Below are 25,182 nucleotides of genomic sequence, written 5' to 3'. Positions count from 1 at the left end.
TTCACTGTTCACTGTTCACTTGCTTGCGCCATAACGCTGCCAGCAATGAGCCTGACAGGTTGTGCCAGACACTGAACAACGCGCCGGGTAAGGCGGCCAGTGGCGTGAAGTGTTTGACGGCCAATGCCACGCCGAGACCGGAGTTCTGCATACCCACTTCGATGGCCAGGGTACGGGCAGTGACCTTGTCCTGACGAAGCAGGCGGGCGATGCCATAGCCCCCCGCCAGCCCCAGGGCATTGTGCAAGGCGACGGCAACAAAGACGGCGATGCCGGCCTCGGCCATCCGCGACTGGTTCAATGCCACGATGATGCCGATGACCACCACGATGGCGATGACGGAGAGCAGCGGAAAGAGCTCTCTTGCGGTAGCCAGTTGGCGTGGAAAAAACGTATTGAGGGCGCTGCCTGCGACCACCGGGATGACCACGATCTGGAGCAGTGACACCAGCATTCCTTCCACTGGCACCGGAATGCGCTCACCCAAATAGCACCAGGTGAGCAAGGGGGTGGCAATCACGGCAATCAGGGTGGATACCAGGGTGATGGAAACGGATAACGCCACATTCGCCCGCGCCAGATAAGCGATCACATTGGAGGCGGTGCCGCCAGGACAGGCTCCGACCACCACCAGTCCGATCAGCAATTCCTGGGGGAGCTGCAAGGCTCGCCCTATTGTCCAGGCCAGCAAGGGCATCAGGCTGTATTGCAGTGCGACTCCAAGGGCAATTACGCCGGGGCGTTTAAAGACCTGCCGAAAATCATCCCAGCGTAACGTCAGTCCCATGCCGAACATGATCAGCATTAGCAGGGGGACAATGGCCGGCTTGCCTGCGACCAGCCACTGCGGTTGCCACCAGGCCAGCAGGGAAAACACTAATGCCCAAAGGGGGAAGAGTTGGGTGAGTCGCGGGATCATGGTGGTGCAGGCCCTCGTTATTTGCTTTGGATCCAGGTGTTGAGTGTTTCAAGTTACAAGCTTCAAGTTGCAAGACGGTCGGATTCAGGGCGTTTTGCAATGCCCTGCCTGGGTTTTAATGTGGGGCGCGGGCACGGCGCGTCAAAACCACACCATGTCTGGCCGCGCCTTGTCGCGTGAAGCTTGCTCTACAACGCCAACGTCAGCAAAAACGGTAACATCAAAAATGCCATCAATGTGGAGAATACCACCATGGCGGCCACTTCTTCGGCACCCCGTTGGTAGGCCTTGGCCAGCAGGTAGTTGAACACAGCCACAGGCATGGTGGACTCGATCAGCACCACCCCGCGAAGAGCCCCTTCCAGAGCCAGCGCTTCCGCCACCGCGAACCCGACAGCAAACCCGATCAACAAGCGCAGTGCGGCAAATGCGGCGCCTTTGCCTGCATGGTGTACTTTCAGTTGCGATAACGAGACCCCCAGTGTGATCAGCATTAACGAGATGGTCAGGTCACCGATCAGTGAGACGGTGTTGTACAGCCACTGCGGTAATGTCAGCTCGAAGCCCACCATGGCCACGGCAAGGAACACCGAGACAAGAATCGGGTGGTGGAACAGTTTTACGGATAGGCCCTGGCCGCTGACGATGGCAAGTCCGAGGGAAAAGTGCGCTACCGAATAGAGCATCATCCAGGCCAGCGACAAGGCCAGCCCCGCCTCACCAAATGCCAGCATGCAAAGGGGAATGCCCATGTTGCCCGTATTGGCAAACGTCAGAGAGGGAAGGAAGACCCGGAAGGATTGCCCGCTCAGGCGAATGGCCAGAGCGGACAGCGCCAGTGTCAGCGCCAGCACCAGTAACGCCAGCCCGCCGACTTCGGTGAGCGCCGCCATGTCCAGGTCCGTTTTTCCCAGTGTGGCGACAATCAGGCAGGGGGTCGTGACCGTGGTGACCAGTGAGGTCACCATGCGGGTATCAAAGGGTTTGCCCGCCCGGGCCCACAGGTAGCCCAGCGCGGCACAAAACAGCACAGGGGCAATAATCGACCAGAGCGTGGCCAGCATGGTCAGCAATCCACAGACAAGACAGGGACTGCGCAGTGTGAAAGCGGATCACGCCTATGTCTATCCCTGAACCACCGGCGGACAGGTTTCAGGTGTTTCGCTATCCACCTTACGGTTTACTGGTGCCCTCAGACGGTCAGATAATTCTTGATCAGGGTATCGTCCAGTTCTTTCATCTCGCCCTCTGCAACTTTGCTGCCGCGGTCAAGAATGGCAAAGCGATCGGCGGTGGCGCGGGCAAAGTGCAGTTTCTGCTCGACCAGCAGCACGGTAAGACCTTCTTCCTTGTTGAGCGTCTTGATGACCCGACCAATCATGTCGACGATGTTGGGCTGGATCCCCTCGGTAGGTTCATCCAGGATCAGCAGTTTCGGATCCAGGGCCAGCGCTCTGCCGATAGCCAGCTGTTGTTGCTGGCCGCCAGACAGGTCTCCGCCACGACGGTTACGCATTTCATGCAGCACCGGGAACAGTTCATAAATCCGGTCAGGGATTTTCTTGCTGCGATCCGGGCGTGCCTGCAGTCCGGTTTCCAGGTTCTCTTCCACCGTCAGCAATGGAAAAATTTCCCGCCCCTGAGGAACATAACCGATCCCGGCTCGGGCGCGCTCTTCGGCTGCCAGACGGGCGAAGTCTTCACCATCAAATTCAATGCTGCCGCTTTTCACCGGCAACAAGCCCATGATGGTTTTCAGTAGCGTGGTCTTGCCCACCCCGTTACGGCCCATCACACACAGGCACTCGCCCTGGGTGAGGCCAAGGTCCAGATCCCAGAGGGTATGGGATTCGCCGTAGTATTGGTTGACGTTGTTCAATTTCAGCACGGTTTTTACTCCGTAAAAAGCGACGAGCTATGAGCTTTTAGCCAACAGGAAAACCAAGATGAATGAATGGTTGTCTCGCAGCTGGAAGCTCATGGCTTGAAGCTGAATTTATTCACCCAGATAAACTTCAATCACCTTCGGATCGTTCTGTACCTGATCCATGGTGCCCTCTGCCAGTACGCTGCCCTGATGCAACACGGTAACGGTGCTGGCGATGGAGCGGATGAATTCCATGTCGTGTTCGACCACCACCACGGAATGTTTGCCTGCCAGGCTTTGCAGCAGCTCCCCGGTGCGCTCCACTTCCTGGCGGGTCATGCCGGCAATGGGCTCATCGACCAGTAGCAATTGGGGTTTCTGCATCAGCACCATGCCGATTTCCAGCCACTGCTTCTGGCCATGGGACAGCAGGCCGGCCACCTTGTGGCGGTCGTCCAGCAGGCCGACCTGAGCCAGGGTTTCCTCGATCCAGCTTTTCTGCTCACCGCTCATGCGGGTGAACAGGGAGTGCCAGGTGCCCTTGGCATCGTTCATGGCCAGTTCCAGATTTTCAAACGCGGTGTGCTCCGGGAACACGGTGGGTTTCTGGAACTTGCGACCGATGCCGGCGGTGGCGATTTCGGTTTCGCTGAGCCGGGTCAGGTCCAGGGTCTGGCCAAAGAAGCAGGTGCCGCTGTCGGGCCGGGTCTTGCCGGTGATCACATCCATCATGGTGGACTTGCCGGCGCCGTTCGGGCCGATAATACAACGCAGTTCGCCGGTCTTGATGTACATCGTCAGGTCATTGAGCGCCTTGAAGCCATCAAAGCTGACAGTGATATCTTCCAGATACAGAATGTTTTTGCCGGCCCCGGAATCCAGCTGGCCCGGTGCCACTGCGCGGGTACCCTGGCGCATGAAGTCGAACACCTGATCGCGGCGAAAGGTTTCCCGCAGATTGTCCAGTGCACTCATGAGTGTTCTCCTTGTGCCGCTGGCGTGTCATCACTGTCGCCGGTTTTAACAAAACGTTTTCGCAGACGCTCCCAGTGCTGGCTCACCAGGCCGACAATACCCTGGGGCAGGAACACGGTCACCGCCACGAACAAGCCACCGAGGGCGAACAGCCAGGCTTCAGGCATGACGCCGGTGAAGACGGTCTTGCCGTAGTTCACCAGAATGGCACCGATCACTGCGCCATACAGCGTGGCGCGACCACCCACGGCAACCCATACCACCAGCTCAATGGAATTGAGCGGTGAGAATTCGCCGGGGTTGATGATGCCGACCTGGGGGACATACAGCGCACCGGCAAGGCCGGCCAGAATGGCGCTGACCGTGAACACCCAGAGTTTGTAGTGTTCGGTACGGTAGCCGACAAAACGTGCGCGGGATTCGGCATCACGCACGGCCAGAACAACGCGACCAAGCTTGCTGCCGGTAATCCAGCGGCACAGCACAAAGGCGCTGGCCAGGGCTACAGCGGTGGCTATCAACAGGCCAACGCGGGTGGCGTCTGACTGTAGTGAAAAGCCGAGCAGATCCTTGAAGTCGGTGAGACCGTTGTTGCCACCAAACCCGAGCTCGTTACGGAAGAACGCGAGCATCAGGGCGTAGGTCAGTGCCTGGGTGATGATCGACAGGTAGACACCGGTGACCCGCGAGCGGAAGGCCAGCCAGCCGAACACGAAAGCCAGCAGCCCGGGGACCAGCAGAATCATCAGGGCTGCAAACCAGAACTGGTCGAACCCGTGCCAGTACCAGGGTAACTCCTGCCAGTTGAGGAATACCATGAAGTCTGGCAACTCCGGGTTGCCATACACGCCACGGTCGCCAATCTGGCGCATCAGGTACATGCCCATGGCGTAGCCTCCCAGCGCAAAGAAGGCGCCATGCCCCAGGCTGAGAATGCCGCAGTAACCCCACACCAGATCCAGCGCCAGGGCCAGCAGGGCATAGCACAGGTACTTGCCAAGCAGCGTGACCGTGTAGGCACTCACATGCAGTGCCGAATCCGGTGGGAAGATCTGGTTGAGCAGGGTCACCAGCAGGGTGGCGCCAAACAGCACACCCATGAAGGTGCGGGCGGTGCGATCACTGAGTGCACCTTTGAACGTTGAGTCTCTCATGTTATTCCTCCGCTGCCCGGCCACGTTGCGGGAAGAGTCCGCGGGGTTTGCGCTGGATAAACAGGATGATGAAGATCAGCACAATGATTTTTGCCAGTACGGCACCGGCCATGGGTTCCAGCAGCTTGTTGGCGATACCGAGTCCAAAGGCGGCGGTGAGGGTGCCCCACAGATTGCCGACACCACCAAACACCACCACCATGAACGAATCGATGATGTAGCTCTGACCCAGGTTGGGCCCCACATTGGTGAGCTGGGCCAGGGCGACCCCGGCCACCCCGGCGATGCCGGAGCCCAGACCAAAGGTGAGGGCGTTGACCCGCTCGCTGCGGATACCCAGTGCCCGCGCCGTGGTGCGGTTCTGGCTGACGGCACGCACCTGCAGGCCCAGACGGGTGCGCTTGAGCAGCGTCAGCAGCGCCAGGAAGACGGCCAGGGCAAAGAAGATGATGTAAAGACGGTTGTAAGTCAGCGAGAACACCGGGTTGATTTCCAGTGCGCCACTCATCCATTCCGGGGTAATCACGGTGCGGTTGAGAGGCGAGAAAATCACCCGCACGGCCTGTTGCAGGATCAGGCTGACACCAAAGGTCGCCAGCAGGGTTTCCAGCGGGCGGCCGTAAAGGAAACGGATGACAAAGCGTTCGATCAGAATCCCTGTCAACGCAGAGACCAGAAATGCTGCCGGGATGGCAATCAACAGTGACCATTCGTGGCTGTTGGGCAGCAGTTGCTGCACCACGTAGGTGGTGTAGGCGCCGAGCATGATCAGTTCGCCGTGGGCCATGTTAATCACGCCCATCACCCCGAAGGTGATGGCCAGGCCGATGGCAGCCAGCAGGAGTACCGAGCCGAGGCTCAGGCCGAAGAACACCGTGTCAGCGGTCTGGAACGTGCTGATGCGGGCATCGATCTTTTTCAGGGCCTGTTCCAGTGCGCGGGTTTCTGAGGCGTTGTCGGTAACGCTCAGGCGGCTGTTGAGACTGTTCTTCACTTCTGGATGCAGGTTCCCGGACAGGGCATCGATGGCATTCAGGCGTGCGGTCAGGTCGTCGCTTTGCAGGGCGGCAATGTTGAGAGCGGTCTCAATTTGATCGAGTACCCGCTGGCTGGATTCCTGCTCCCGGCGCTCACCAAGGGCAGTGAGCATCTCCGGGTCATCATTGCCGATCAGCTGGCCAGCGGCCTGATAGCGAACATCACTGTCCGGGTCGTTCAGACCGGACAGGGCCAGCTGGTTGTTGATCACGGTACGCAGGCGATTGTTGATTACCACCGGGCGCGCCGCCCGGCTGTCCACGTGCCCCACTACCTCTTCGGTCGTCGGGTCGCGCAGTTCCCACTGGCCGTCCTGTTTTTCCCCCAGGGCGATGGTGTCGTCCTTGCGGTTGTGGACCAGCTCCCGGTTCATCAGTGCATTCAGCAGTGGAATGACTCGCGGATTGTTCTGGTTGGCCAGCTGACGGATGGCCGCTTCTTTATCGTCGAAGCTGCGGCTGGTCAACTGATCGAGAATCTCGTTGATGGTGGGTGGCGCGACGACGCGGTTCGGCTCGTCGGCGTCCATCATGTCGGTGCCTGAGTTCAGGCCTTGTTCGGTCTGGGGTGGCACTGTTGTGTCTTGCAGCGCCTGTTCTGCCCAGCTCACACAGGTCAACAACATGACAAGCATGGCGACCAGCGTTTGGCTGAAACGGTAACCCATGACGGCCTCCTTACAGAGCGTCAGATTTGCGTTAAATAAAAAGCGTACTTTTTTATAAAGCGGCACCGGGAGTAACCCCGGTGCCGTTTTCTTTTGTGGTGTTACTCGGCAGCTGCGCCGCCACAGCTCTTGGTTTTGGTGTTGTAGTTGCCGCACTTGACCGGTGCGGTCCAGTCGGAGATCAGGTCCTTGGAGCCCGGCAGGTAGTCAGACCAGGCATCACCTTTCACCAGACCGTCGGTTTCCCAGACCACAGCGAACTGACCGTCATCCTGGATTTCACCGATCAGTACCGGCTTGGACAAATGGTGGTTGGCGTTCATCACGGCCATGCCGCCGGTCAGGTTCGGGGTCTCGATGCCGATCATGGCGTCAGCCACTTTGTCGGTATCGGTGGACTTGGCTTTCTCTACTGCTTTCACCCACATGTTGAAACCAATGTAGGTCGCTTCCATGGGATCGTTGGTGACGCGCTTGTCGTCGCCAGTGAAGGCATGCCACTGCTCGATGAACTTCTCGTTGCTGTCGTTGTAAACGCTCTGGAAGTAGTTCCAGGCGGCCAGGTGACCTACCAGCGGGCCAGTGTCGATGCCGGACAGCTCTTCTTCACCCACGGAGAAGGCCACTACCGGGATGTCTTCTGCGCTAACCCCCTGGTTGCCCAGCTCTTTGTAGAACGGCACGTTGGCGTCACCGTTGATGGTGGAAACCACCGCGGTTTTCTTGCCCTGGCTGCCGAAGCTCTTGATGTCGCTGACGATGGACTGCCAGTCGGAATGACCGAACGGGGTGTAGTTGATCATGATGTCGTCGGCGGCAACCCCTTTGGCCTTCAGGTAGGCTTCAAGGATCTTGTTGGTGGTACGCGGGTAAACGTAGTCGGTACCAGCCAGCACGAAGCGTTTCACGCCCAGATCATTGATCAGGTAGTCCACTGCCGGGATGGCCTGCTGGTTCGGCGCTGCACCGGTGTAGAACACATTCTTGGAGGATTCTTCGCCTTCATACTGAACCGGGTAGAACAGCAGACCGTTCAGTTCTTCGACCACCGGCAGGACCGATTTACGGGACACCGAGGTCCAGCAACCGAAGATCACATCCACGCCTTCCTTGGTGATCAGCTCGCGGGTCTTTTCCGCGAACAGCGGCCAGTTGGAAGCCGGGTCAACCACTACGGGCTCCAGCTTCTTGCCCATCACACCACCTTTCTTGTTCTGCTCTTCGATCATCATCAGAACGGTGTCTTTCAATGTGGATTCACTGATCGCCATGGTGCCGGACAGGGAGTGAAGCACCCCGACCTTGATGGTGTCGGCAGCCATCACCGCGCCGCTGTAGACAATGGCCGAGGAGGCGATAACGCCGGCGGCCAGTTTTTTCATGGATTGTGAAAAACTCATGGTGTTTCCCCTTGCGTTTGAAGTTGGTTTATCCATTTCCTGTAGTCCCCGGACCGAGTCGATCCAAGCAAAGCAACCTTCACTCGTCATGAGCGATGGTGGTATCCCCCCGAGGTACGCTGTTGTTGTCGACCGCCTGCAACTGACTGCGTGCATTGGCCTCGTGCAGCATGTGCACGGTGATTTTTCGTACTTCGTTTCGGGATTCTTCGATGTGGGCACGCAGTAGCATCTGCGCTTGCTCCACCCGGCGGTGCAGGATCGCATACAGCACTGCCGCATGTTCTTCATAGGTGGCTTCCACGCGTGGTGGCTTGGTGAAATCCAGCCGCCGGATAATGCGTAGCCGCTCGGTCAGATCCTGGTGAATGCGCGCCATTTCCTGGTTACCTGCGGCTTCCACCAGTTGTTCATGAAAACGCTCGTCCATGCCGCTGACGGTGGGGCCGTGATCGAGCCGGTCGGCCGGGTCCACGCACCACAGGTTGACCAGTTCATCGAGGGTGTTCTGTTCCTGTTGCTCGCAGAGTTTGCGCACCGCTGCGCATTCAAGAATGGTGCGCACGTCATAGAGCTCTTCGAAGTATTTGAAGTCGAAGGGTTTGACCTGCCAGCCGCTGCGGTACAACACATCCACGTAGGATTCCCGTTGCAGCCGGAACAGGGCTTCACGCACCGGGGTGCGGGAGGCGCCCATCCGCTCAGCAACTTCGTTTTCACTGAACCGGTCGCCGGGCATCAGGCGAAAATCAAAAATGTCCTGCTTGAGTTGCAGGTAGATGCGCTCAGCCAGGTTTTCGCTTTTACGGGCGGTGCGTGCGTTCATCATGGCCTCCTCAGGCAACCGCCCCGGTATCGATCACCAGTACTGGATCGCCGGCATTGATGATGGCGCCGGGCTGGCAATGCAGGCCGGTAACCTTGCCGCTGGCATTGGCGAGGATTTCGAATTCCATCTTCATCGCTTCCACCACCACCACCGGTTGCCCTTCGGTGACCTGGGCTCCTTCGTCCACCAGCAGCTTCCAGACATTGCCGCTGATTTCCGCGCTGATCAGGTGCCCGTTGACTTCGCCAATGTCCGTTTTGCTACCGAGCATGGCGGAGGCGATGGCGGCGTCTTCGTTCTGCCAGCGCGCCACTTCCTCACGGTAGGCGGCATCCCGTTGCTCGGTGAAGCGGGCAATGCTGTCGGCATTGTCGGCGAGGAACTGGCGATGTTCGGCAAGACTGAAGGGTTCTTCGGTGATGTCGATCTGCAGATGCCCATGGCGGAAAGCGTCTCGCATTTCGTCGAGTTGCGCTTCGCTGACCGGGTAATAACGGACCTGATCAAAGAACTTGAGCAGCCAGGGTTCGTCGTTGGCGAATTGCGGATTTTTCAGGTGTTTGTTCCAGATCGGCAGGGTGCGGCCCACCAGCTGGTAACCACCCGGGGAGTCCATGCCGTAGATGCACATGTACACCCCGCCGATGCCCACGGTGCCTTCGGCGGTGTAGGTGCGTGCCGGGTTGTACTTGGAGGTCATCAGACGATGGCGTGGATCAATGGGCACGGCACAGGGGGCGCCCAGATACACGTCGCCCAGCCCCATCACCAGATAGCTGGCGTTGAACAGGGTGTCGCGAACCTGATCGATGGAATCGAGACCGTTGATACGACGAATGAATTCCACATTGTTGGGCAGCCAGGGCGCTTCGCTGCGAATGGTTTCCTGATAGCGGGTCACCGCATCCAGGGTGGCGCTGTCTTCGAATGCCATGGGCAGGTGCAACACCCGCGAGGTGACCACCATGTCATCCATGCTGCCGAGGCGGTTTTCCCGCTCCAGCAAGGTGTTGACCAGGTCTCTCTGGGTGATCAGGCGGGAGTCGTAATGCACCTGCAGGCTGCGCACCCCCGGGGACAATTCCAGGATGCCTGACACCGGTGTCGCCTTGAGGTTTTCCATCAGGGCGTGGACACGCATGCGCAGGGCCAGATCGAGCACGTTGTCGCCGTATTCGATCAGGATGTACTTGTCGCCGGCTTGCCGATAGACAATGCGAGGCGCATCCCCGTCGGCGTCTTGTTCCGCCAGCATGGTGTGCGAGGTAAAGGCATGGTCTTCGGAGCTCACCTGGGGATGAATCACCGGGATGCAGCCAAGGTTGTCGATGGAGGCATCCTGGGCTTCCTCCATGGCTCTGGCTTCGGCAAAGCTGATGGGCGAAAAGCGAATGCTGTCGCCGGGTTTCAGCTGGCCCACTTTCCACAGTTCGGCCTTGGCAATGGTGACCGGACAGACAAACCCGCCGAGGCTGGGGCCATCCTTGGTAAGAATGACGGGGAAATCCCCGGTGAAGTTAATGGAGCCGATGGCGTATTCGTTGTCGTGGACATTGGAGGGATGCAGCCCGGCCTCACCACCGTCAGTCCGGGTCCAGCTGGGCTTGGGGCCGACCAGGCGAATGCCGAGGCGATTGGAGTTGTAGTGCACCTGCCAGTCTGCAGCAAAGAACTCGTCGATGGCGTCTTGGGTAAAAAAGTCGGGGGCACCGTGGGGGCCGTAGAGTACCTTGATGTCCCACTGCTGCGGGTAGTCCGGAATCAGTGAGACTTCCGCACCGTGAGGCTCGGCCACTGGCGCCGGGGTGGGGCAACCTGCGAGCCGAGGTTGGCAGATGGAGAGGACGTCTCCCTTGCGCAGGGTGCGTCCTCCGTGGCCGCCAAACTGACCCAGGACAAAGGTGGATTTGCTGCCGAGATAATCGGGTACATCAATGCCGTTGCGAATGGCGATGTAGCTGCGGCAGCCAGAGGTGACCTTGCCGGTGGTCAGGGTTTGCCCGGCGTTGACCGTGATTGGCTGCCACAGGGCAACGGGCTGGCCGTCCAGTTGGGCCTCGCAGTCTGCGCCGGTCAGGGCAATCACGGTGTCACAATGAAAGGTCAGTGAGGGGCCGCACAGGGTCGCTTCCAGTCCTGCTGCGGAGGGATGGTTGCCGACGATGCGGTTGGCCAGCCGAAAAGCAAAATCGTCCATGGGGCCGGAAGGCGGAACGCCGATATCCCAGTAGCCGTCACGGCCGGGGTAATCCTGCACCGTGGTGTAGGTGCCGGGGTCCTCAATTTCGAACGCGGTCGGGGCGTAGTGGAAGGTTTCCAGGTAACGGGTGGAGACCTTGCCGGCGATCACGTTTTCGTCGCGCAGGATCTGGCGCAGGTAATCCAGGTTGGTGGCGATACCGGACAGTCGGGTGTGTGCCAGTGCATCCTGCATTTTAGCCAGTGCATCAGTGCGGTCGGCACCGTGCACGATTACCTTGGCAATCATCGGGTCGTAGTGCGGGCTGACCACGGTGCCGGTGTCGACCCAGCCGTCCAGTCGAATGTTGTCCGGGAAAAAGACTTCGGTCAGTTCACCGGGGCTGGGCTGGAAATCTTTCAGGGCGTCTTCTGCGTAGATACGCACTTCCATGGAGGCGCCCTGGCTGATGTAGCTTTCGTTTAGCGGGGGGCGTTGGCCGCCCGCCAGTTCCACCATCCACTGCACCAGGTCCACGTTGAAGACGGATTCGGTGACGCCATGCTCCACCTGCAAGCGGGTGTTCACTTCCAGGAAATAGAATTCGTCGCGCTCGTCGTCATAGATGTATTCCACGGTGCCCGCGGAGCGATACTTAACGGACTGACCGAGTCGTACGGCGCTGGCATGAAGTTTTTCGCGGGTGGCCTGGGGAAGATTGGGGGCGGGGGTTTCTTCTACCACTTTCTGGTTGCGCCGTTGCAGGGAGCACTCGCGTTCCCCCAGCGCCAACACGGTGCCTTCGCCGTCGCCAAAAATCTGTACTTCCACATGGCGCGCCCGGGCCACAAAGCGCTCGATGAATACCCCGCTATCGGAGAAAAAACTTTCGCCAAGGCGTTTCACGGATTCATAGGCGCAGACCAGTTCGGCCTCGTTGTTGCACCGTGACAGACCGATACCGCCGCCGCCGGCGGTGCTCTTCAGCATGACCGGGTAGCCGATATCGCTGGCCGCCTGTCTGGCCTCATCCAGGCTTTGCAGCAGGTCGGTGCCGGGGGCCAGAGGCACTCCGGCTTTTTCTGCCAGGGCACGGGCTTCATGCTTGAGCCCGAAGTTGCGAAGCTGGGCCGGGGTCGGGCCGGCGAACGCGATGCCGTTGGCTTCACAGGCTTCGGCGAACTCGGCATTTTCTGACAGGAAGCCGTAGCCGGGGATGATCGCATCGGCACCAGTATCGAGGGCCGCTTTCAGAATCAGGTCGGTTTTCAGGTAGCTCTCTGCGGCGGTTTGACCGCCCAGCGCCACCGCTTCATCGGCGGCGCTGACGTGCTGACTGTTGCGGTCCGCGTCGGAATAGACGGCTACGGAGGCAATGCCCATCTGCTTCAGGGTACGGCAAATTCGTACGGCGATTTCACCCCGATTGGCGATCAGCACTTTCTTCAACATCAAAGAGCTCCCTCTTGTTTCAGTTTGGCAATGTAGTTTCTCCAGCCTCCCAGCGCGGTAATGTCGGTGGCGTCATCGATGGCCCACGGTTCACAGATAAAGCCTTTTACCCAGCGGCCATCGACGGTTTCCAGGCTGCCAATGCCGAGCGGTGCCGGTATCAGCCCGACAAAACTGCCGAAGTGTTCGACGGGCATTTGCCACAGTTCGATGGGAATGCTGTCGCCGCCGTCTTTCGGGTTACGGATCAGCCCGGGTTTGGGGGGCACGGTGTTGGCCAGGGCATACAGCCGGTAGCGGGGTGCGGTATGGGTGGCTTCCAGCAGCACGGCGTTGCGTTCGGTGAGCTGGCTGTTAAGGGGCATGCCGGTGAGATGGGCACCGACCACTGCCACAGTAATGAAATCACTGCCGTCATTGTTGGCGGCGCGGTGGGCGGGGGCGGGTAATGCCTGACCGGTAGCGCCGGCTTGCCAGGGCTGATGTTGCTGCCAGCGGCGGCCGAATTCTGCCAGGGCATGGTCCTGCCAGGCGTCGCCAACGAGAGTCACGCCGGCGGGCAGACCGTCAGCCCGGAATCCACCGGGCAGGGCCAGCGCGCACAGGTCCAGTAGATTCACAAAATTGGTCCAGGTGCCAAGCTGGCTGTTCAGGGTAATGGGGTCATCACTGACTGCTGCCCGGGTATAGATGCCCGGTGTGGTCGGCAGCAGCAGGGCATCTACCTGGGACAGCAAGGCGTCGGCTTCGCGTTTCAGTTCGGCCAGCTGGTATTGGGCCCGGAAGCTGTCGGCAGCCTTCAGGTCGGCGGCGGGCTCAAGGATGTTGCGGATCACAGGCAGGACGGCGTCTGGCTGAGTCTGCAGCAGTGACTCTGTGACGGTGAAGCGTTCAGCCACCCACGGCCCCTGGTAAAGCAGCGCTGCCGCATCTTCCAGCACCATGGTATCCAGCGGCACCAGATCGGCTATGGCCTGAATACTTTCCAGCTGTTGTTCCCACAGGGCTTTGGCCTGCGCGTCACCGAACCAGGGCAAGACGTTGGGAATGCCCAGTTTCGGCCGCGCCGGCAATCCGCTGGCTTGCCGTGCCGGAGCTGGACGGCTGTAGGCATCGTGTTCATCGAATTGCCCGGCAATCTCGTAGATGGTCTGCGCGTCATCGACATTCAGGGCAAAGACGCTTACGCAATCGAGTGTCCGGCAGGCGGGAACAACCCCTTTGGTGCTGATGGCGCCACGGGTGGGTTTTAGCCCCACCGTATTGGTGAACGATGCCGGGACGCGGCCAGAACCGGCGGTGTCGGTACCCAGGGCGAAAGGTACCAGTCCCAGGCTTACGGCTGTGCCGGAGCCGGAACTGGAGCCGCCACTGACATAGTCCGGGTTGAACGGATTGGGGACTTCACCATAGGGCGAGCGGACGCCCACCAGGCCGGTGGCGAACTGGTCCAGATTGGTCTTGCCTACCACGATGGCGCCGGCCTCGCGTAGCAGGCGCACAACGGTGGCGTCTTCTTCGGGGGTGTAGGCAAACGCGGGGCAGGCTGCGGTAGTCGGAATGCCCGCCACATCAATATTGTCTTTCACCGCAAAGGGAATGCCATACAGGGGCAGGGAGGGATCGGTGAGGGCGCCGGCCTGGGCAACCAGGGAAGACTCGTCCAGCAGATGAATCCACAGGGCGCGCTCGCTGTCATGCAGATGCATCGCCAGTTGTTTCATGGCCTGCACCGGGGTGAGGTCCCCGCTGCGGTAGGCCGCCTGCCATTGTTGGAGAGTCCAGCCGATCATTTCGTTAGCACACCTGTTTGTATACAAGTTGGTATGCGTTCTTGTGCAAGGCGAGTGCCAGATGCGGCGGTCGTTGGTAATTGTCTGTTTTTACAATAGTTAATGGGGGTGGGATTGAGTACGGCGGTGGCCTCTGCCAATACTGGGTGCGCCAACATGAAGCGGTTGCGCTGAATCGGTGCAGCCCGGGTGGGCCGGCGTCTGGCATCAGCAATGCCGATGGCAGGGACAGCAAGGATCTATTTCCGCAACGTTGGCGGCTTTGCCATTGTGGTTACGGGGTATTCACTGATTTCCCCAGTGGAGGAAAGCGATGTCACAACGAGCGTTGGTGGTAGAAGGTGGTGCCATGCGCGGCATTTTTGCGGCGGGGGTGCTGGATGCGTTTCTGGAAAAGGATTATCGGGATTTCGATTTTGCAGTGGGGGTGTCGGCCGGCTCCACCAATCTGATCGGGTACCTTGCCGGTGATCTGGGACGCAGCCGAAGAATCATTACCGACCATGCTTGCCGTCCCGATTTTATTAACTGGCAGCGGTTCATGAGCGGGGGGCATCTATGTGATGTGCACTGGTTATGGCATCAGTCTCGCCTCGAGGTGCCCTTGCATCTGGAGCAGCACTGGCAGGGCCGAGTGCCTCTGTGGGTGGTGGCTACGTCGGTGGAAGATGGCACCCCCCGTTATTTCCAGGCCAGCCCCGACAACCTGGACGACATCATGACTGCGTCCTGTTCCATCCCCTTTGCCTATCGGGCGTTTCCGGAAGTGGCCGGGCAGCCCATGACCGATGGCGGTCTGGCGGATTCCATTCCGGTGCAATGGGCCTACGAGCAAGGGGCGCGGGATATTACGGTGGTGCTGTCCCGGCATCAGGGATATCGCAAGAAACCCAGCGCTCTGACGCCGCTGATCAAACCGTGGGTAAAAGATATGCCTGCCCTGTACGACGCCATGGTCAAACGCACTGACGTTTACAATGCCTCGCTGGCGTTTATTGCCAACCCACCGGCGGACTGCCGGATCACTGTGATTGCACCGGATGAACATTTCCCGGTGAACCGTCTGACGACCAATGCCCGGAAACTGGAACAGGGCTATCAGCAGGGGCACTGGGCCGGGTTGCAGGCCCTGGGGGTGGAGATACCGTCTGCATCCAGCGGTTAATGCGGCGCCCACAAGGGGGGATGGCCTGACAAGGCAAGAAAGCGTTCCTGTCAGGCCTGGAGAGATGTTGATGGCGACTACGAGGCGTCTTTCTCTTCGCAGTGCCACACCCACGCATCGAGCTCGATGTGTTCGATACCGCGGAACTGGCTTTCCATCATGAATTCACGGCGGTCTTTTACCACACCACGGTTGCCGTCGGCTTTTTTAATCGCCTTGCGCAGTTTTTTCTTCACGTTGTTGTCGATGGTTTCGTCGCTGAACAGCATGCCCTGCATCTTGCTGCCGGACGATACCGACACCTCGCCCCTTTCTTCGCAACCCTGAGGCGCGTCACGAAGAATCAGGATGTCATCGGCTCTGGCAAGCAGGCTGGTGGCCGTCAGCAGAAAGATCAAGGTAAGGCGCATTTCAGGCTATTCCGTTGTTGTTATGGCTGGCAGGCCTGGCGCGCTTTGGCCACATTTTCCTGCAAGTGCCTTGGGTTGATGGTGCCGGCAATGATACTGCTGACACCAGCGGTGCCAAGGATCTGGTTCAGGCTTTCCTGCACCGGGTCCGCAATATTGTCATCCAGATGGCCACTGGCAAAGGCTTTCTTGATCAGGATGCCTTTCAGGTCGGCGGCGGCCTGCTCAATCACCGGAACTTCGTCTTGATGGCTCAGGTTGTAAGTGACCATGGCGATGTCGGCATGCTGCAGGGTGGCGAGGCCCCCTTCCACGGTTTTGGTGGACATGCCAGTGGCGCGAATCAGACCCGCCTTTTTGAGATCGTTGAGGGCATCCAGGGTCCCTTGCTCGATGATGGCCAGGTCATTGCCATCTGAATGTACCAGCACACAATCGAGATAATCGGTTTTCAATCGTGTCAGGCTGCGTTCCACCGAGCGGCGAACATGCTCGGGGGAAAAATCAAAATGGCTGGCACCGCTGTCGTTATCAAATTCCTCGCCCACTTTGGTGACGATGATCCATTCCTGTCGCTGGCTCATGAGCTGGCCGAGTCGTTGTTCGCTGTGGCCATAGGCGGGGGCGGTGTCGATCAGGTTGATCCCCAGATCGCGTGCCTGGGCCAGCAGTTCGACGACGGCGCGATCATCGGGGATGGTGAAGCCGTTGGGGTATTTCACGCCCTTGTCGCGGCCAATTTTTACCGTGCCCAGGCCAAGAGCGCTTACGGTTAAACCGGTGTTGCCCAGCGGGCGTATGAAAGCCATAAATTTCCTCCGATGTCTGACCCGCATTTTTCCCTTGTCGCAGAAGCGTTGGTTATTCGCTCCGCTCACCCTTCGGGCCGCCAGCGGCGCTCCTGCGGCGATCCTAAAAACACCTATGCCAGTACGGCACGCCCATGGGCGCCTGTTTCAGTTCTGCAGGCAGCGCCATTGGTGCGCCCGGTTGCAGGCCATGCTCTTCCACCAGCGCCATGATTCTGTCACCCAGATCTGGAGCCAGGGTCAGTTTGGTAGGCCAGCTGATGATCAGGTTCTGGTCGCGGCGGGCATAGGCGCTGTCCGGCTTTACCAGTGTCTGTTGCTTCGGTTCGGCACGCACTACATCCAGCGTGGCCAGTTGCGCCTGACTGAAATCCAGCCAGGGGAAGCGCTTTTTCAGTTCTGCCTGGCCCGCGGCCAATTGTTCGGCATCCGTGCGCTGCACTCCCTGCTCAGCCAGATCGCCCCCCAGGTACCACACCACCTTGCCATCCGGGCAATCGTGGGTGGTCACGGTCAGTACCGGTTTGTTGCTGGTGCCCACACAGTGGGCATACAAGCGGTGGCCCAGGTCATGCTTGACGAGCACCATTTTTAGCGGCCGCAATTGGCTGTCTTCCTGCTCGAGCAAATGGGCCTTGTGAGCTTGCTCCAACAGGGCCGGGTTGCCATTGCCTGCAGCCAGAACGGTCATGGCCGGCTCGATTCGCAGGCCGTTGACGGTGGCGCAGGCCAGGCCGGCATCGTTCCAGGTCAGGGTGTCGTGCTGCGGATCAAACGCCAGCAGTCGATGGCGGACCGGGGCGGCCAGCGTCGCAATCAGGGATTCGGTATTGATGACCAGATCGTCCAGCGAATAGACGTTGCCCTTGAAGGCCTTGTCGGCAAGTGCAGAGGGATAATTTGCCCGCGACAGTTTTTCAATACGGCCCCGCAGCATCTTGCTGGCGAAGAAATTGGTCATACGCGATGCCACTGAGCCGCTGGACCACATGTGCTGGGTGTCGCTGAGCACGCTAAGGTTGCGCAGGTCCACCGGGTCGTTGCCCGCCATGGCGGCACGCCAGCGATCAGGCATCTCGGCGATGGATTCCGATTCGCTGGAGAGGCTGCCGCCCAGGGCGTATTTCAGCCCGCCGTGAATAATTCCCTGGCTGGCCAGTGTCTGATTGCCCCCCAGGGTATGGCTTTCCAGCAGCAGGCATTGATAGCCGGCCGCATTGAGCCGGTTGATCAGCCACAGCCCGGCGATGCCACCACCTACAATCAGTACGTCGGGTTTCAGGGTTGTGTTGCTCATGGTCCACCCTCGTTGAACAGTGCGGCTATGCTAGCATAGCGGGGTCGGGCGTTAGACGTCCGATATCAGATGTCCGACATAAGACTGCCTATGCGAACCTTCTACTCTTTTCTCTGGTATTTGCTTCTGCCTTTCCTGTTCCTGCGGCTCTGGCTGCGCGGGCGCAAGGCGCCAGCGTATCGACAGCGCTGGAAAGAGCGAATGGCGTGGGGCTATCGGCCGGGTACCCTGCGGCGCTCTTTGTGGGTTCACGCGGTGTCGGTGGGGGAGACCCTGGCGGCAGCGCCGTTGATTGAGCGGTTGCTGGCCGATCATCCGAAGACACCGCTACTGGTCACCACTACGACGCCAACCGGGTCGGAGCGAGTGAAAGCCCTGTTCGGCGACCGGGTGACCCATGTCTATTGCCCCTGGGAGGTGCCTTCCGCCCTGAAGCGCTTTTTCCGGGCGTTTGATCCCCAGCTGGTGGTGGTGCTGGAAACCGAGCTCTGGCCGAATCTTTGTGCCGAAGCAAAGCGTCATGGGGCAAAGCTGATGCTGATGAACGGGCGTTTGTCTGAAAACAGTTTTCGCGGTTACCGCAAGCTGCCGCGACTGGTGCGGCCGATGATGGCGCAATTCGATGTGCTCGCTGTGCAGACGCCGGTGGAGGCCGAGCGCTACGTGGCGTTGGGGGCCTGGCCGGAGCGTGTCCATGCCATTGGCAGTGTGAAGTTCGACATGACCCTCGATGCGCCGGTGCGTCAAAAGGCGGCGGCGCTGCGGGCCGACATTGGCGCGCGGCCGGTGTGGATCGCCGCCAGTACGCATCCCGGTGAGGATGAGCAGGTGCTGGCGGCCCACCGCGATGTCATGGCCCGCCATGATGATGCGTTGCTGGTGCTGGTGCCCCGACACCCTGAGCGCTTTGATGATGTGGCGTCGCTGGTGCGACAGCAGCAGATGACGGTGGCCCGGCGTAGCGCTGCTGAATCGCCGGCCCAGGCACAGGTGTATCTGGCGGATACCATGGGGGAATTGCTGATGTTGTTTGGCGCCGCCGATGTCGCCTTTGTGGGGGGCTCTCTGGTGCCGGTGGGCGGGCACAACCTGCTGGAACCGGCGGCCTGGCAAAAACCGGTACTCACCGGCCCGCACCTGCATAACTTTACTGCCATCTCGCAGTTGCTGGACGAGGCCGGTGGACTCTCGGTGGTGAACGATGCTGGCGCACTGGCAATGACCCTGCTGGCACTGCTTGACGATGCGGCGCGGTGCCGGGCGCAAGGTGAGGCGGCGGCGGCAGTGGTTGAGGCCAATCGTGGTGCGTTGGAGAAGGGGCTGACGTTGATCGGTGAACAGTTAACAGTGAACAGTTAACAGCGCGCGGTTGGGGGTGGTTGGGGGCTGCAGGGTGTTTGGCCGCGTTCAGGGTTTGGGTGAGGATTGTGGTTGATCGCTTGCAGGCAAGCTCCCACAGCAAGTAGATGCCTGTGACAGGTTCTCCTCAAAGCAAGAGGCCGCGCCCTGTGTCTGGGCGCGGCCTCTTTGCGTTCAGTTAATACTGCGCGTTACGCGTTTAACTATTCATTGTTCGCTGCATTTTCTTCCATCATTTCCTCACTCTTTCCTTCCAGGTCTGGTTGGTAAAGGTTGAGGGTCTCGCTGGGGGAGAGCCACTGGTTCACGGCGGCCAGGTCACCTTGTTGCAGATCCCCGGTGGTGGATTTGAGCGTCAGGGAGTCGATGATGTAATCGTAGCGGGCGTTGGCGTAGTCGCGCTCGGCGGCAAACAACGCGCGCTGGGCGTTGAGTACGTCGACCACGTTACGTGTTCCGACCTCGTAGCCGGACTGGGTGGCATCCAATGCAGAACGGGTGGAGCGGATGGCTTGCTCACGGGCCTTGATGCGCAGGGCATCGGCTTCTACCGTGCGGTAGGCGCTGCGGGTCTGTTGAATGATGTCGCGTACCGCCTGGTCGTACTGGAAGTCGGCCGCATCGGCACGCAGGTAGGCTTCCTTGCGGCGGCTGTTCAGGCCACCACCCTGGAACAGGGGCATGCTCACCTCAATGCCGATCTGACGATTCTGGGTGTCATACAGGGAGCCGCTACCACCGCCGCCGCCGGTGGTCGCAGGATCTTCATCGGGCGACAGGTGGGAGTGTTGATACTGCGCCACCAATTGTACCTGGGGCATCATGGTGCCGAGCTGGCGTTTGGCGGTGTTCTCGGTGAGCTGGGTATTGAACAAGGCAGCGCGCACGCCGGGGTTTTCCGTCTGAGCCTTGTCGATCCATTCACTCATGGCGGCGGGTTGCGGGCCGTCCATGGGCAAGTCGTCCTGAAGTTCTGACAGGGTCTCCCACTGTTGTCCGGTCAGGGTTTCCAGCTGGTCGCGGGCAATTTCGTACTGCTGGCGAGCCACAATCAGGTTGACCTGGGTCAGGTCATAGGTGGCTTGCGCCTCTTCCACATCGGTGGCAGGCACCAGTCCCACATCGAAACGCTCCTGGGTCTGTTCCAGCTGGCGTCCGATGGCCTTTTCTTCGGCCTTGGCAGAGACCCAGTTATCCCAGGCGCGCAGGACACCGAAATACCCCTGAGCCACACGCAAGACAAAATCCTGCCGGGCCTGTTCAAAGTTGGCCTGGGCAATGTCGGTGCTGGATTTGGCTTCTTTGTAGCCGTACCAGGCATCCACCCGGAACAGCGGCTGGGTCAGGGTAAAGGTGCTGACTTCGCTGCCGTAATTCTGTTCCAGTCGCAGGTCTTCGATTTCCTGTTCGTTGTCATATCGGCCATAGCTGGCAGACACATTCGGGAAGAGTGCGGCACGTCCTTGCACCAGCAACTGCTGATCGGCGTTCCAGGTCATGCGGGCGGCGCGCCAGGTGCCGTCGTAGGACCAGGCTGCGTTGGCGACTTCCACCAGATTGGCGGCATGAACAGAGCCGCCCAGGGCGGTCAGCAGGAGGGCGAGGGACTGGGTGTAGCTGCGCTTCATTCTGGTGCACTCTTCCTGTGGGTTGATAACAAATAATAGTACTGGCTGGTACAGAAAATTGGTACTGCTTCTGCGGCCCGGGGTCTGCGGTTGTTTGGCCAATGGGCGCTGGCGTATAGTGTCCGCCATTCCTCATTGTGACCCCACTTTCTGGAGGCCGACGTGCCAGACGATCAGCGCCCCATTGCCGCTAATGCTATTGAAGAATCCTGCCTGCCTATTGCCGGTTCGCAAAAAATCTATGTTACCGGCTCCCGCCCGGACATCCGGGTGCCCATGCGAGAGATCCGACAGGATCCAACGCCACTGGCGGAAGGAAGGTTCGAGGATAACCCACCCATCTGCGTTTATGATACCTCCGGTCCGTACACGGACCCCGATATGCAGATTGATGTGCGTAAAGGCCTGGCCCCGATTCGCCTGAATTGGATTCAGGAAAGGGATGATACCGAGGAACTGGGCGGCTTGACCAGCGAGTACGGTCGCAAGCGCGCGGCTGACCTGAAAACGGCGGGTCTTCGCTTTGAGCATGTCCGCACCCCGCTGCGTGCCCGTGCCGGCAAGAATGTCAGTCAGATGCACTATGCCCGGCAGGGCATTGTTACCCCGGAAATGGAATACATTGCCATTCGCGAGAATCAGCGACTGGACGAGCACCTGGCCTCGGGCCTGCCCTGCCAGCAGCATCCGGGCCAGAGCTTTGGGGCGGCGATTCCTGACCGCATCACCCCGGAGTTCGTTCGTGATGAAGTGGCCCGCGGGCGCGCGGTAATTCCCGCGAATATCAACCACCCCGAGCTGGAGCCGATGATCATCGGCCGTAACTTCCTCACCAAGATCAACGCCAATATTGGTAATTCGGCGGTGACCTCCTCCATCGAGGAAGAAGTGTCCAAGATGACCTGGGCTACCCGCTGGGGCGGTGATACCGTGATGGACTTGTCTACCGGGGACAACATTCACGAAACCCGTGAGTGGATCCTGCGCAACTCCCCTGTGCCCATCGGCACCGTGCCGATCTACCAGGCGCTGGAAAAGGTCAATGGTATCGCCGAGGACCTGACCTGGGAGATTTTCCGCGACACCCTGATTGAGCAGGCCGAGCAAGGGGTCAGCTATTTCACCATTCATGCCGGTGTATTGCTGCGCTATGTGCCGATGACGGCCAACCGGGTCACTGGCATCGTGTCTCGCGGTGGCTCCATCATGGCCAAGTGGTGTCTTGCGCATCACAAGGAAAATTTCCTTTACACCCACTTCGAAGACATCTGCGAGATCATGAAGGCCTACGATGTGACCTTCAGCCTGGGCGATGGCCTGCGGCCGGGGTCGCTGGCCGATGCCAATGACGAAGCCCAGTTCAGTGAGCTGCGGACCCTGGGTGAGCTCACCAAGATCGCCTGGAAGCACGATGTACAGGTGATGATCGAAGGCCCGGGCCACGTGCCCATGCATATGATCAAGGCCAATATGGATGAGCAGCTGGCCCATTGTGGCGAGGCCCCGTTCTATACCCTGGGCCCGCTGACGCTGGATATTTCCCCCGGCTACGATCACATCTCCAGTGCCATCGGCGCGGCGATGATCGGCTGGTATGGCACCGCCATGCTTTGCTATGTCACGCCCAAGGAGCATCTGGGGCTGCCCAACCGGGAAGACGTGAAAGAAGGCATCATGGCCTACAAGATCGCCGCCCATGCGGCGGATCTGGCGAAAGGGCACCCCGGTGCGCAGATCCGTGACAATGCGCTCTCCAAGGCGCGTTTCGAGTTTCGCTGGGAAGACCAGTTCAATCTGGGGCTGGACCCGGATCGGGCGCGGGCTTTCCATGATGAAACCCTGCCCAAGCAGGCACACAAGGTGGCGCATTTCTGCTCCATGTGTGGCCCCAAGTTCTGCTCCATGAAAATCAGCCAGGAAGTTCGTGAGACCTACGGTGATGGCCGTGCCCAGGTGGCCCAGGCCGATCAGGCGGAATCCGGCATGGAAGAAAAGTCCCGGGAATTTCGTGAGCAGGGCAGTGCCCTGTACCATAAAGCCCATGACTGAACTGTCGCCTCCATTCACTCAGGATGACGTGGAAATCCTGGAAACGGAAACGCCTTTCCAGGGGTTCTTCCGCGTTGATGCCCTGACCCTGCGCCACCGTCACTACCAGGGGGGCTGGGGCAAGCCGGTTCGCCGCGAGCTGTTCATTCGGCCTCCGGCCGCAGCCGTGCTGCCCTACGACCCGGTGCGCGGCGAAATCCTGTTGGTGGAGCAGTTTCGCGTGGGGGCGCTGGAGTGGCGCGATACTCCCTGGTGTCTGGAACTGATTGCCGGTATTGCAGACAAGGACGGCGAAAGTGCCGAAGACCTGATTCGTCGCGAAGCCATTGAAGAAGCGGGATTGACCCTGGCCGAAATGGAGACCGTGGCCCAGTACATGCCGAGCCCGGGGGGTACCAATGAGCGGCTGCATGTGTTCGTGGGCAAGGCTGACCTGGCGGGCGCAGGAGGCATCTTTGGCTGCCCCGATGAAGGAGAGGACATCCGTGCCCTGACCTTGTCGGCGGATACCATCCCGGCCTTGCTGACTTCGGGGCGGGTGGATAATGCCGCCAGCCTGATCGCCTTGCAGTGGCTGCTGCTTAATCGCCAGGATCTGGATGCCCGCTGGGGGGCGAAGTGACGCGGCGAGACCGTTATCGTCTCGATTTTCGCGCCCTGATGAGTCAGTGCGAGGAGAACTATGCTCGCATGCTGCCACTGATGAATGCCCTCGGGGACCGTGATCAGATGAGTGTGGATCTGGGGCATGCCCATCACCCTCACACCCTGCGTATGCAGGTGCTTGAGCGTTCTCCTTACACCACCACGGTGCGCCTGGAAGATCAGGAGCTGCTGGACGTATTGCCTGCCTCCCGGCTGACGGTGCGCCTGTACCATGATGCCCGGTTGGCGGAAGTGACCGAGGCCCGGCCGTTCCGACGGATCAACGCTCGTTATGCCTACCCCAACCGCAATATGCATCAGCGTGATGAGAAAGCGCAGTGGAACCGTTTTCTGGCGGAGTGGCTTCGTCATGTCCATGATCATGGCCGTGACGGCGGTCAGCAGTGGCGCCAACAGGTCACTGGCGAACGCTGAGCACAGACTGGCCGGTTTGGCAATATGCAGCCCCTGCCCGAAAGGGTGGATTGTGGAGAAATGGTAACCAATTCCGGGTCTTGGACCGGATTCCTAGAAAAGTGCCATCATCTTGGTTATAAGGAATCGCAGGAGGGCGTGGGGACGCCCGAGAGAGCATGCGCTCTCAACCATGGGAACCAGAAGAATCATCACGGTCACGGGAGCGGGGATTTGACGCAGCAGTTGCAGCCCCTTCGAGTTGTGCAGTTATCGGACTGCCATTTGTTTGCCGACACGGATGGCAAGCTGTTGGGCCTCAATACCCAGTTCAGTCTGGACAAGGTGCTCGAGCTGATTCGCCTTGAGCAGCCAAACCCGGACTTGATTCTGGCCACGGGTGATCTCTCCCAGGATGCGTCTTTCGAATCCTATCAGCGGTTGGATCAGGCGCTGGCTGATTTCAATGCCCCTGTGTACTGGCTGGAAGGTAACCACGACAAACCTGCCCCCATGCTCGAGGCTCTGGATACCCAGCGTGAACGGATGAGTCCCTGTGTGCTTGAGGTAGGGAACTGGACCATCGTGATGCTCGATTCCACCATTCCTGGTGAGGTGCCGGGCGAACTGTTCGATGAAGACCTGAAATTTCTGGATCAATCCCTGGCCCATGCCAAAGGGGACCATCTGATGGTCTGTTTGCACCATCATCCGGTGCCGATGGAATGTGCCTGGCTGGACACCCAGGTGGTCGGCAGTGCCAGCCAGTTCTTTGATGTGATCGACCGCCATGACCGCGTGCGCGCCATCATTTGGGGGCATGTTCACCAGGAATACGACAACGAACGCAATGGTGTGCGGATGCTGGCGGTGCCCAGCACCTGTGTCCAGTTCAAGCCCAAAAGCGAAGATTTCGCGGTGGACGATACCAATCCCGGCTACCGCTGGCTGGATTTGCATCCCGATGGTCGCATTGATACCGGCGTCAGCCGGGTTGAGGGGATCACCTTCGAAGTGGACTTCACGGTCAAGGGCTACTGAAAGACCGTTAATAGTGAATGGTTAACAGTTAATAGTTGCGCGTGTGGCGCAGGTGCATACAGCCAGGCTGGAGGCCGCGCTCAGATTCTGGG

Annotated in this window: 20 protein-coding genes; 6 read left to right on the top strand and 14 right to left on the bottom strand. The window is 59.6% G+C overall.

Going from position 1 to position 25,182, the window contains the following annotated elements:
- Position 1: 1 nt before the first annotated feature.
- From Q672_RS19865 to atzF, 10 genes are all read right to left on the bottom strand, one after another.
- Positions 2–919, bottom strand: coding sequence for a bile acid:sodium symporter family protein (locus Q672_RS19865; RefSeq protein ID WP_022984160.1), 918 nt, complete (start codon positions 917–919; stop codon positions 2–4).
- Positions 920–1,107: 188 nt separating this feature from the next.
- Entirely contained in the window at positions 1,108–1,983 is an 876-nt protein-coding gene (locus tag Q672_RS19860; protein WP_022984159.1) for an AEC family transporter, read from the bottom strand.
- A gap of 128 nt (positions 1,984–2,111) precedes the next feature.
- Positions 2,112–2,807 (bottom strand): urea ABC transporter ATP-binding subunit UrtE, encoded by a 696-nt coding sequence (gene urtE / locus Q672_RS19855; RefSeq protein ID WP_022984158.1) that lies wholly within the window; start codon positions 2,805–2,807, stop codon positions 2,112–2,114.
- A gap of 108 nt (positions 2,808–2,915) precedes the next feature.
- Positions 2,916–3,761, bottom strand: coding sequence for an urea ABC transporter ATP-binding protein UrtD (gene urtD, locus Q672_RS19850; protein ID WP_022984157.1), 846 nt, complete (start codon positions 3,759–3,761; stop codon positions 2,916–2,918).
- On the bottom strand, positions 3,758–4,915 hold the full coding sequence (gene urtC, locus Q672_RS19845; RefSeq protein ID WP_022984156.1) for an urea ABC transporter permease subunit UrtC: 1,158 nt from the start codon (positions 4,913–4,915) through the stop codon (positions 3,758–3,760). The genes urtD and urtC overlap by 4 nt, the downstream gene beginning before the upstream one ends.
- Before the next feature lies 1 nt (position 4,916).
- The gene (gene urtB, locus Q672_RS19840) at positions 4,917–6,620 is read right to left on the bottom strand and encodes an urea ABC transporter permease subunit UrtB (protein ID WP_022984155.1); all 1,704 of its coding nucleotides are present in this window, start codon (positions 6,618–6,620) and stop codon (positions 4,917–4,919) included.
- A gap of 101 nt (positions 6,621–6,721) precedes the next feature.
- Entirely contained in the window at positions 6,722–8,020 is a 1,299-nt protein-coding gene (gene urtA / locus Q672_RS19835) for an urea ABC transporter substrate-binding protein (RefSeq protein WP_022984154.1), read from the bottom strand.
- Positions 8,021–8,099: 79 nt separating this feature from the next.
- Positions 8,100–8,846 (bottom strand): GntR family transcriptional regulator, encoded by a 747-nt coding sequence (locus Q672_RS19830; RefSeq protein ID WP_022984153.1) that lies wholly within the window; start codon positions 8,844–8,846, stop codon positions 8,100–8,102.
- A gap of 10 nt (positions 8,847–8,856) precedes the next feature.
- The gene (gene uca, locus Q672_RS19825) at positions 8,857–12,480 is read right to left on the bottom strand and encodes an urea carboxylase (RefSeq protein ID WP_022984152.1); all 3,624 of its coding nucleotides are present in this window, start codon (positions 12,478–12,480) and stop codon (positions 8,857–8,859) included.
- A complete protein-coding gene (gene atzF, locus Q672_RS19820; RefSeq protein WP_022984151.1) occupies positions 12,480–14,273 on the bottom strand; it encodes an allophanate hydrolase in 1,794 nt (597 codons plus the stop codon). The genes uca and atzF overlap by 1 nt, the downstream gene beginning before the upstream one ends.
- 313 nt (positions 14,274–14,586) lie before the next feature.
- Between atzF and Q672_RS19815 the strand changes: the two genes are divergently transcribed.
- Positions 14,587–15,438, top strand: a complete 852-nt coding sequence (locus tag Q672_RS19815; protein ID WP_022984150.1) for a patatin-like phospholipase family protein — start codon at positions 14,587–14,589, stop codon at positions 15,436–15,438.
- A 77-nt stretch (positions 15,439–15,515) separates the two neighbouring features.
- Here Q672_RS19815 and Q672_RS19810 read toward each other — a convergent pair whose 3' ends face one another.
- From Q672_RS19810 to Q672_RS19800, 3 genes are all read right to left on the bottom strand, one after another.
- On the bottom strand, positions 15,516–15,848 hold the full coding sequence (locus tag Q672_RS19810; RefSeq protein WP_022984149.1) for a hypothetical protein: 333 nt from the start codon (positions 15,846–15,848) through the stop codon (positions 15,516–15,518).
- Positions 15,849–15,868: 20 nt separating this feature from the next.
- The gene (locus tag Q672_RS19805) at positions 15,869–16,657 is read right to left on the bottom strand and encodes an aldo/keto reductase (protein WP_022984148.1); all 789 of its coding nucleotides are present in this window, start codon (positions 16,655–16,657) and stop codon (positions 15,869–15,871) included.
- 103 nt (positions 16,658–16,760) lie between these two features.
- Positions 16,761–17,954, bottom strand: a complete 1,194-nt coding sequence (locus Q672_RS19800; RefSeq protein WP_022984147.1) for an FAD-dependent oxidoreductase — start codon at positions 17,952–17,954, stop codon at positions 16,761–16,763.
- 90 nt (positions 17,955–18,044) lie between these two features.
- Here Q672_RS19800 and waaA point away from each other — a divergent pair, with 90 nt between their 5' ends.
- Entirely contained in the window at positions 18,045–19,313 is a 1,269-nt protein-coding gene (gene waaA / locus Q672_RS19795) for a lipid IV(A) 3-deoxy-D-manno-octulosonic acid transferase (protein WP_031225914.1), read from the top strand.
- 203 nt (positions 19,314–19,516) lie between these two features.
- Here the strand turns inward: waaA and Q672_RS19790 are convergent, their stop codons facing one another.
- A complete protein-coding gene (locus tag Q672_RS19790; RefSeq protein ID WP_022984145.1) occupies positions 19,517–20,941 on the bottom strand; it encodes a TolC family outer membrane protein in 1,425 nt (474 codons plus the stop codon).
- Between the two features lie 162 nt (positions 20,942–21,103).
- Here Q672_RS19790 and thiC point away from each other — a divergent pair, with 162 nt between their 5' ends.
- The 4 genes from thiC to cpdA all read left to right on the top strand — a co-directional run bounded on the left by thiC (position 21,104) and on the right by cpdA (position 25,090).
- Entirely contained in the window at positions 21,104–22,990 is a 1,887-nt protein-coding gene (thiC, locus tag Q672_RS19785) for a phosphomethylpyrimidine synthase ThiC (RefSeq protein ID WP_022984144.1), read from the top strand.
- Positions 22,983–23,612 (top strand): NUDIX domain-containing protein, encoded by a 630-nt coding sequence (locus Q672_RS19780; RefSeq protein WP_022984143.1) that lies wholly within the window; start codon positions 22,983–22,985, stop codon positions 23,610–23,612. Before thiC ends, Q672_RS19780 begins: the two co-directional genes overlap by 8 nt.
- A complete protein-coding gene (locus tag Q672_RS19775) occupies positions 23,609–24,070 on the top strand; it encodes a DUF1249 domain-containing protein (protein ID WP_022984142.1) in 462 nt (153 codons plus the stop codon). The genes Q672_RS19780 and Q672_RS19775 overlap by 4 nt, the downstream gene beginning before the upstream one ends.
- Before the next feature lie 213 nt (positions 24,071–24,283).
- Positions 24,284–25,090, top strand: coding sequence for a 3',5'-cyclic-AMP phosphodiesterase (gene cpdA, locus Q672_RS19770; RefSeq protein ID WP_022984141.1), 807 nt, complete (start codon positions 24,284–24,286; stop codon positions 25,088–25,090).
- The last annotated feature ends 92 nt before the right edge of the window (positions 25,091–25,182 follow it).

Source organism: Alcanivorax sp. P2S70 (assembly GCF_000475295.1).
Classification (GTDB): Bacteria; Pseudomonadota; Gammaproteobacteria; order Pseudomonadales; family Alcanivoracaceae; genus Alcanivorax; species Alcanivorax profundi.
The sequence above is the reverse complement of the archived record's forward strand: the minus strand, read 5'-3'. Positions and strand labels throughout refer to the sequence as shown.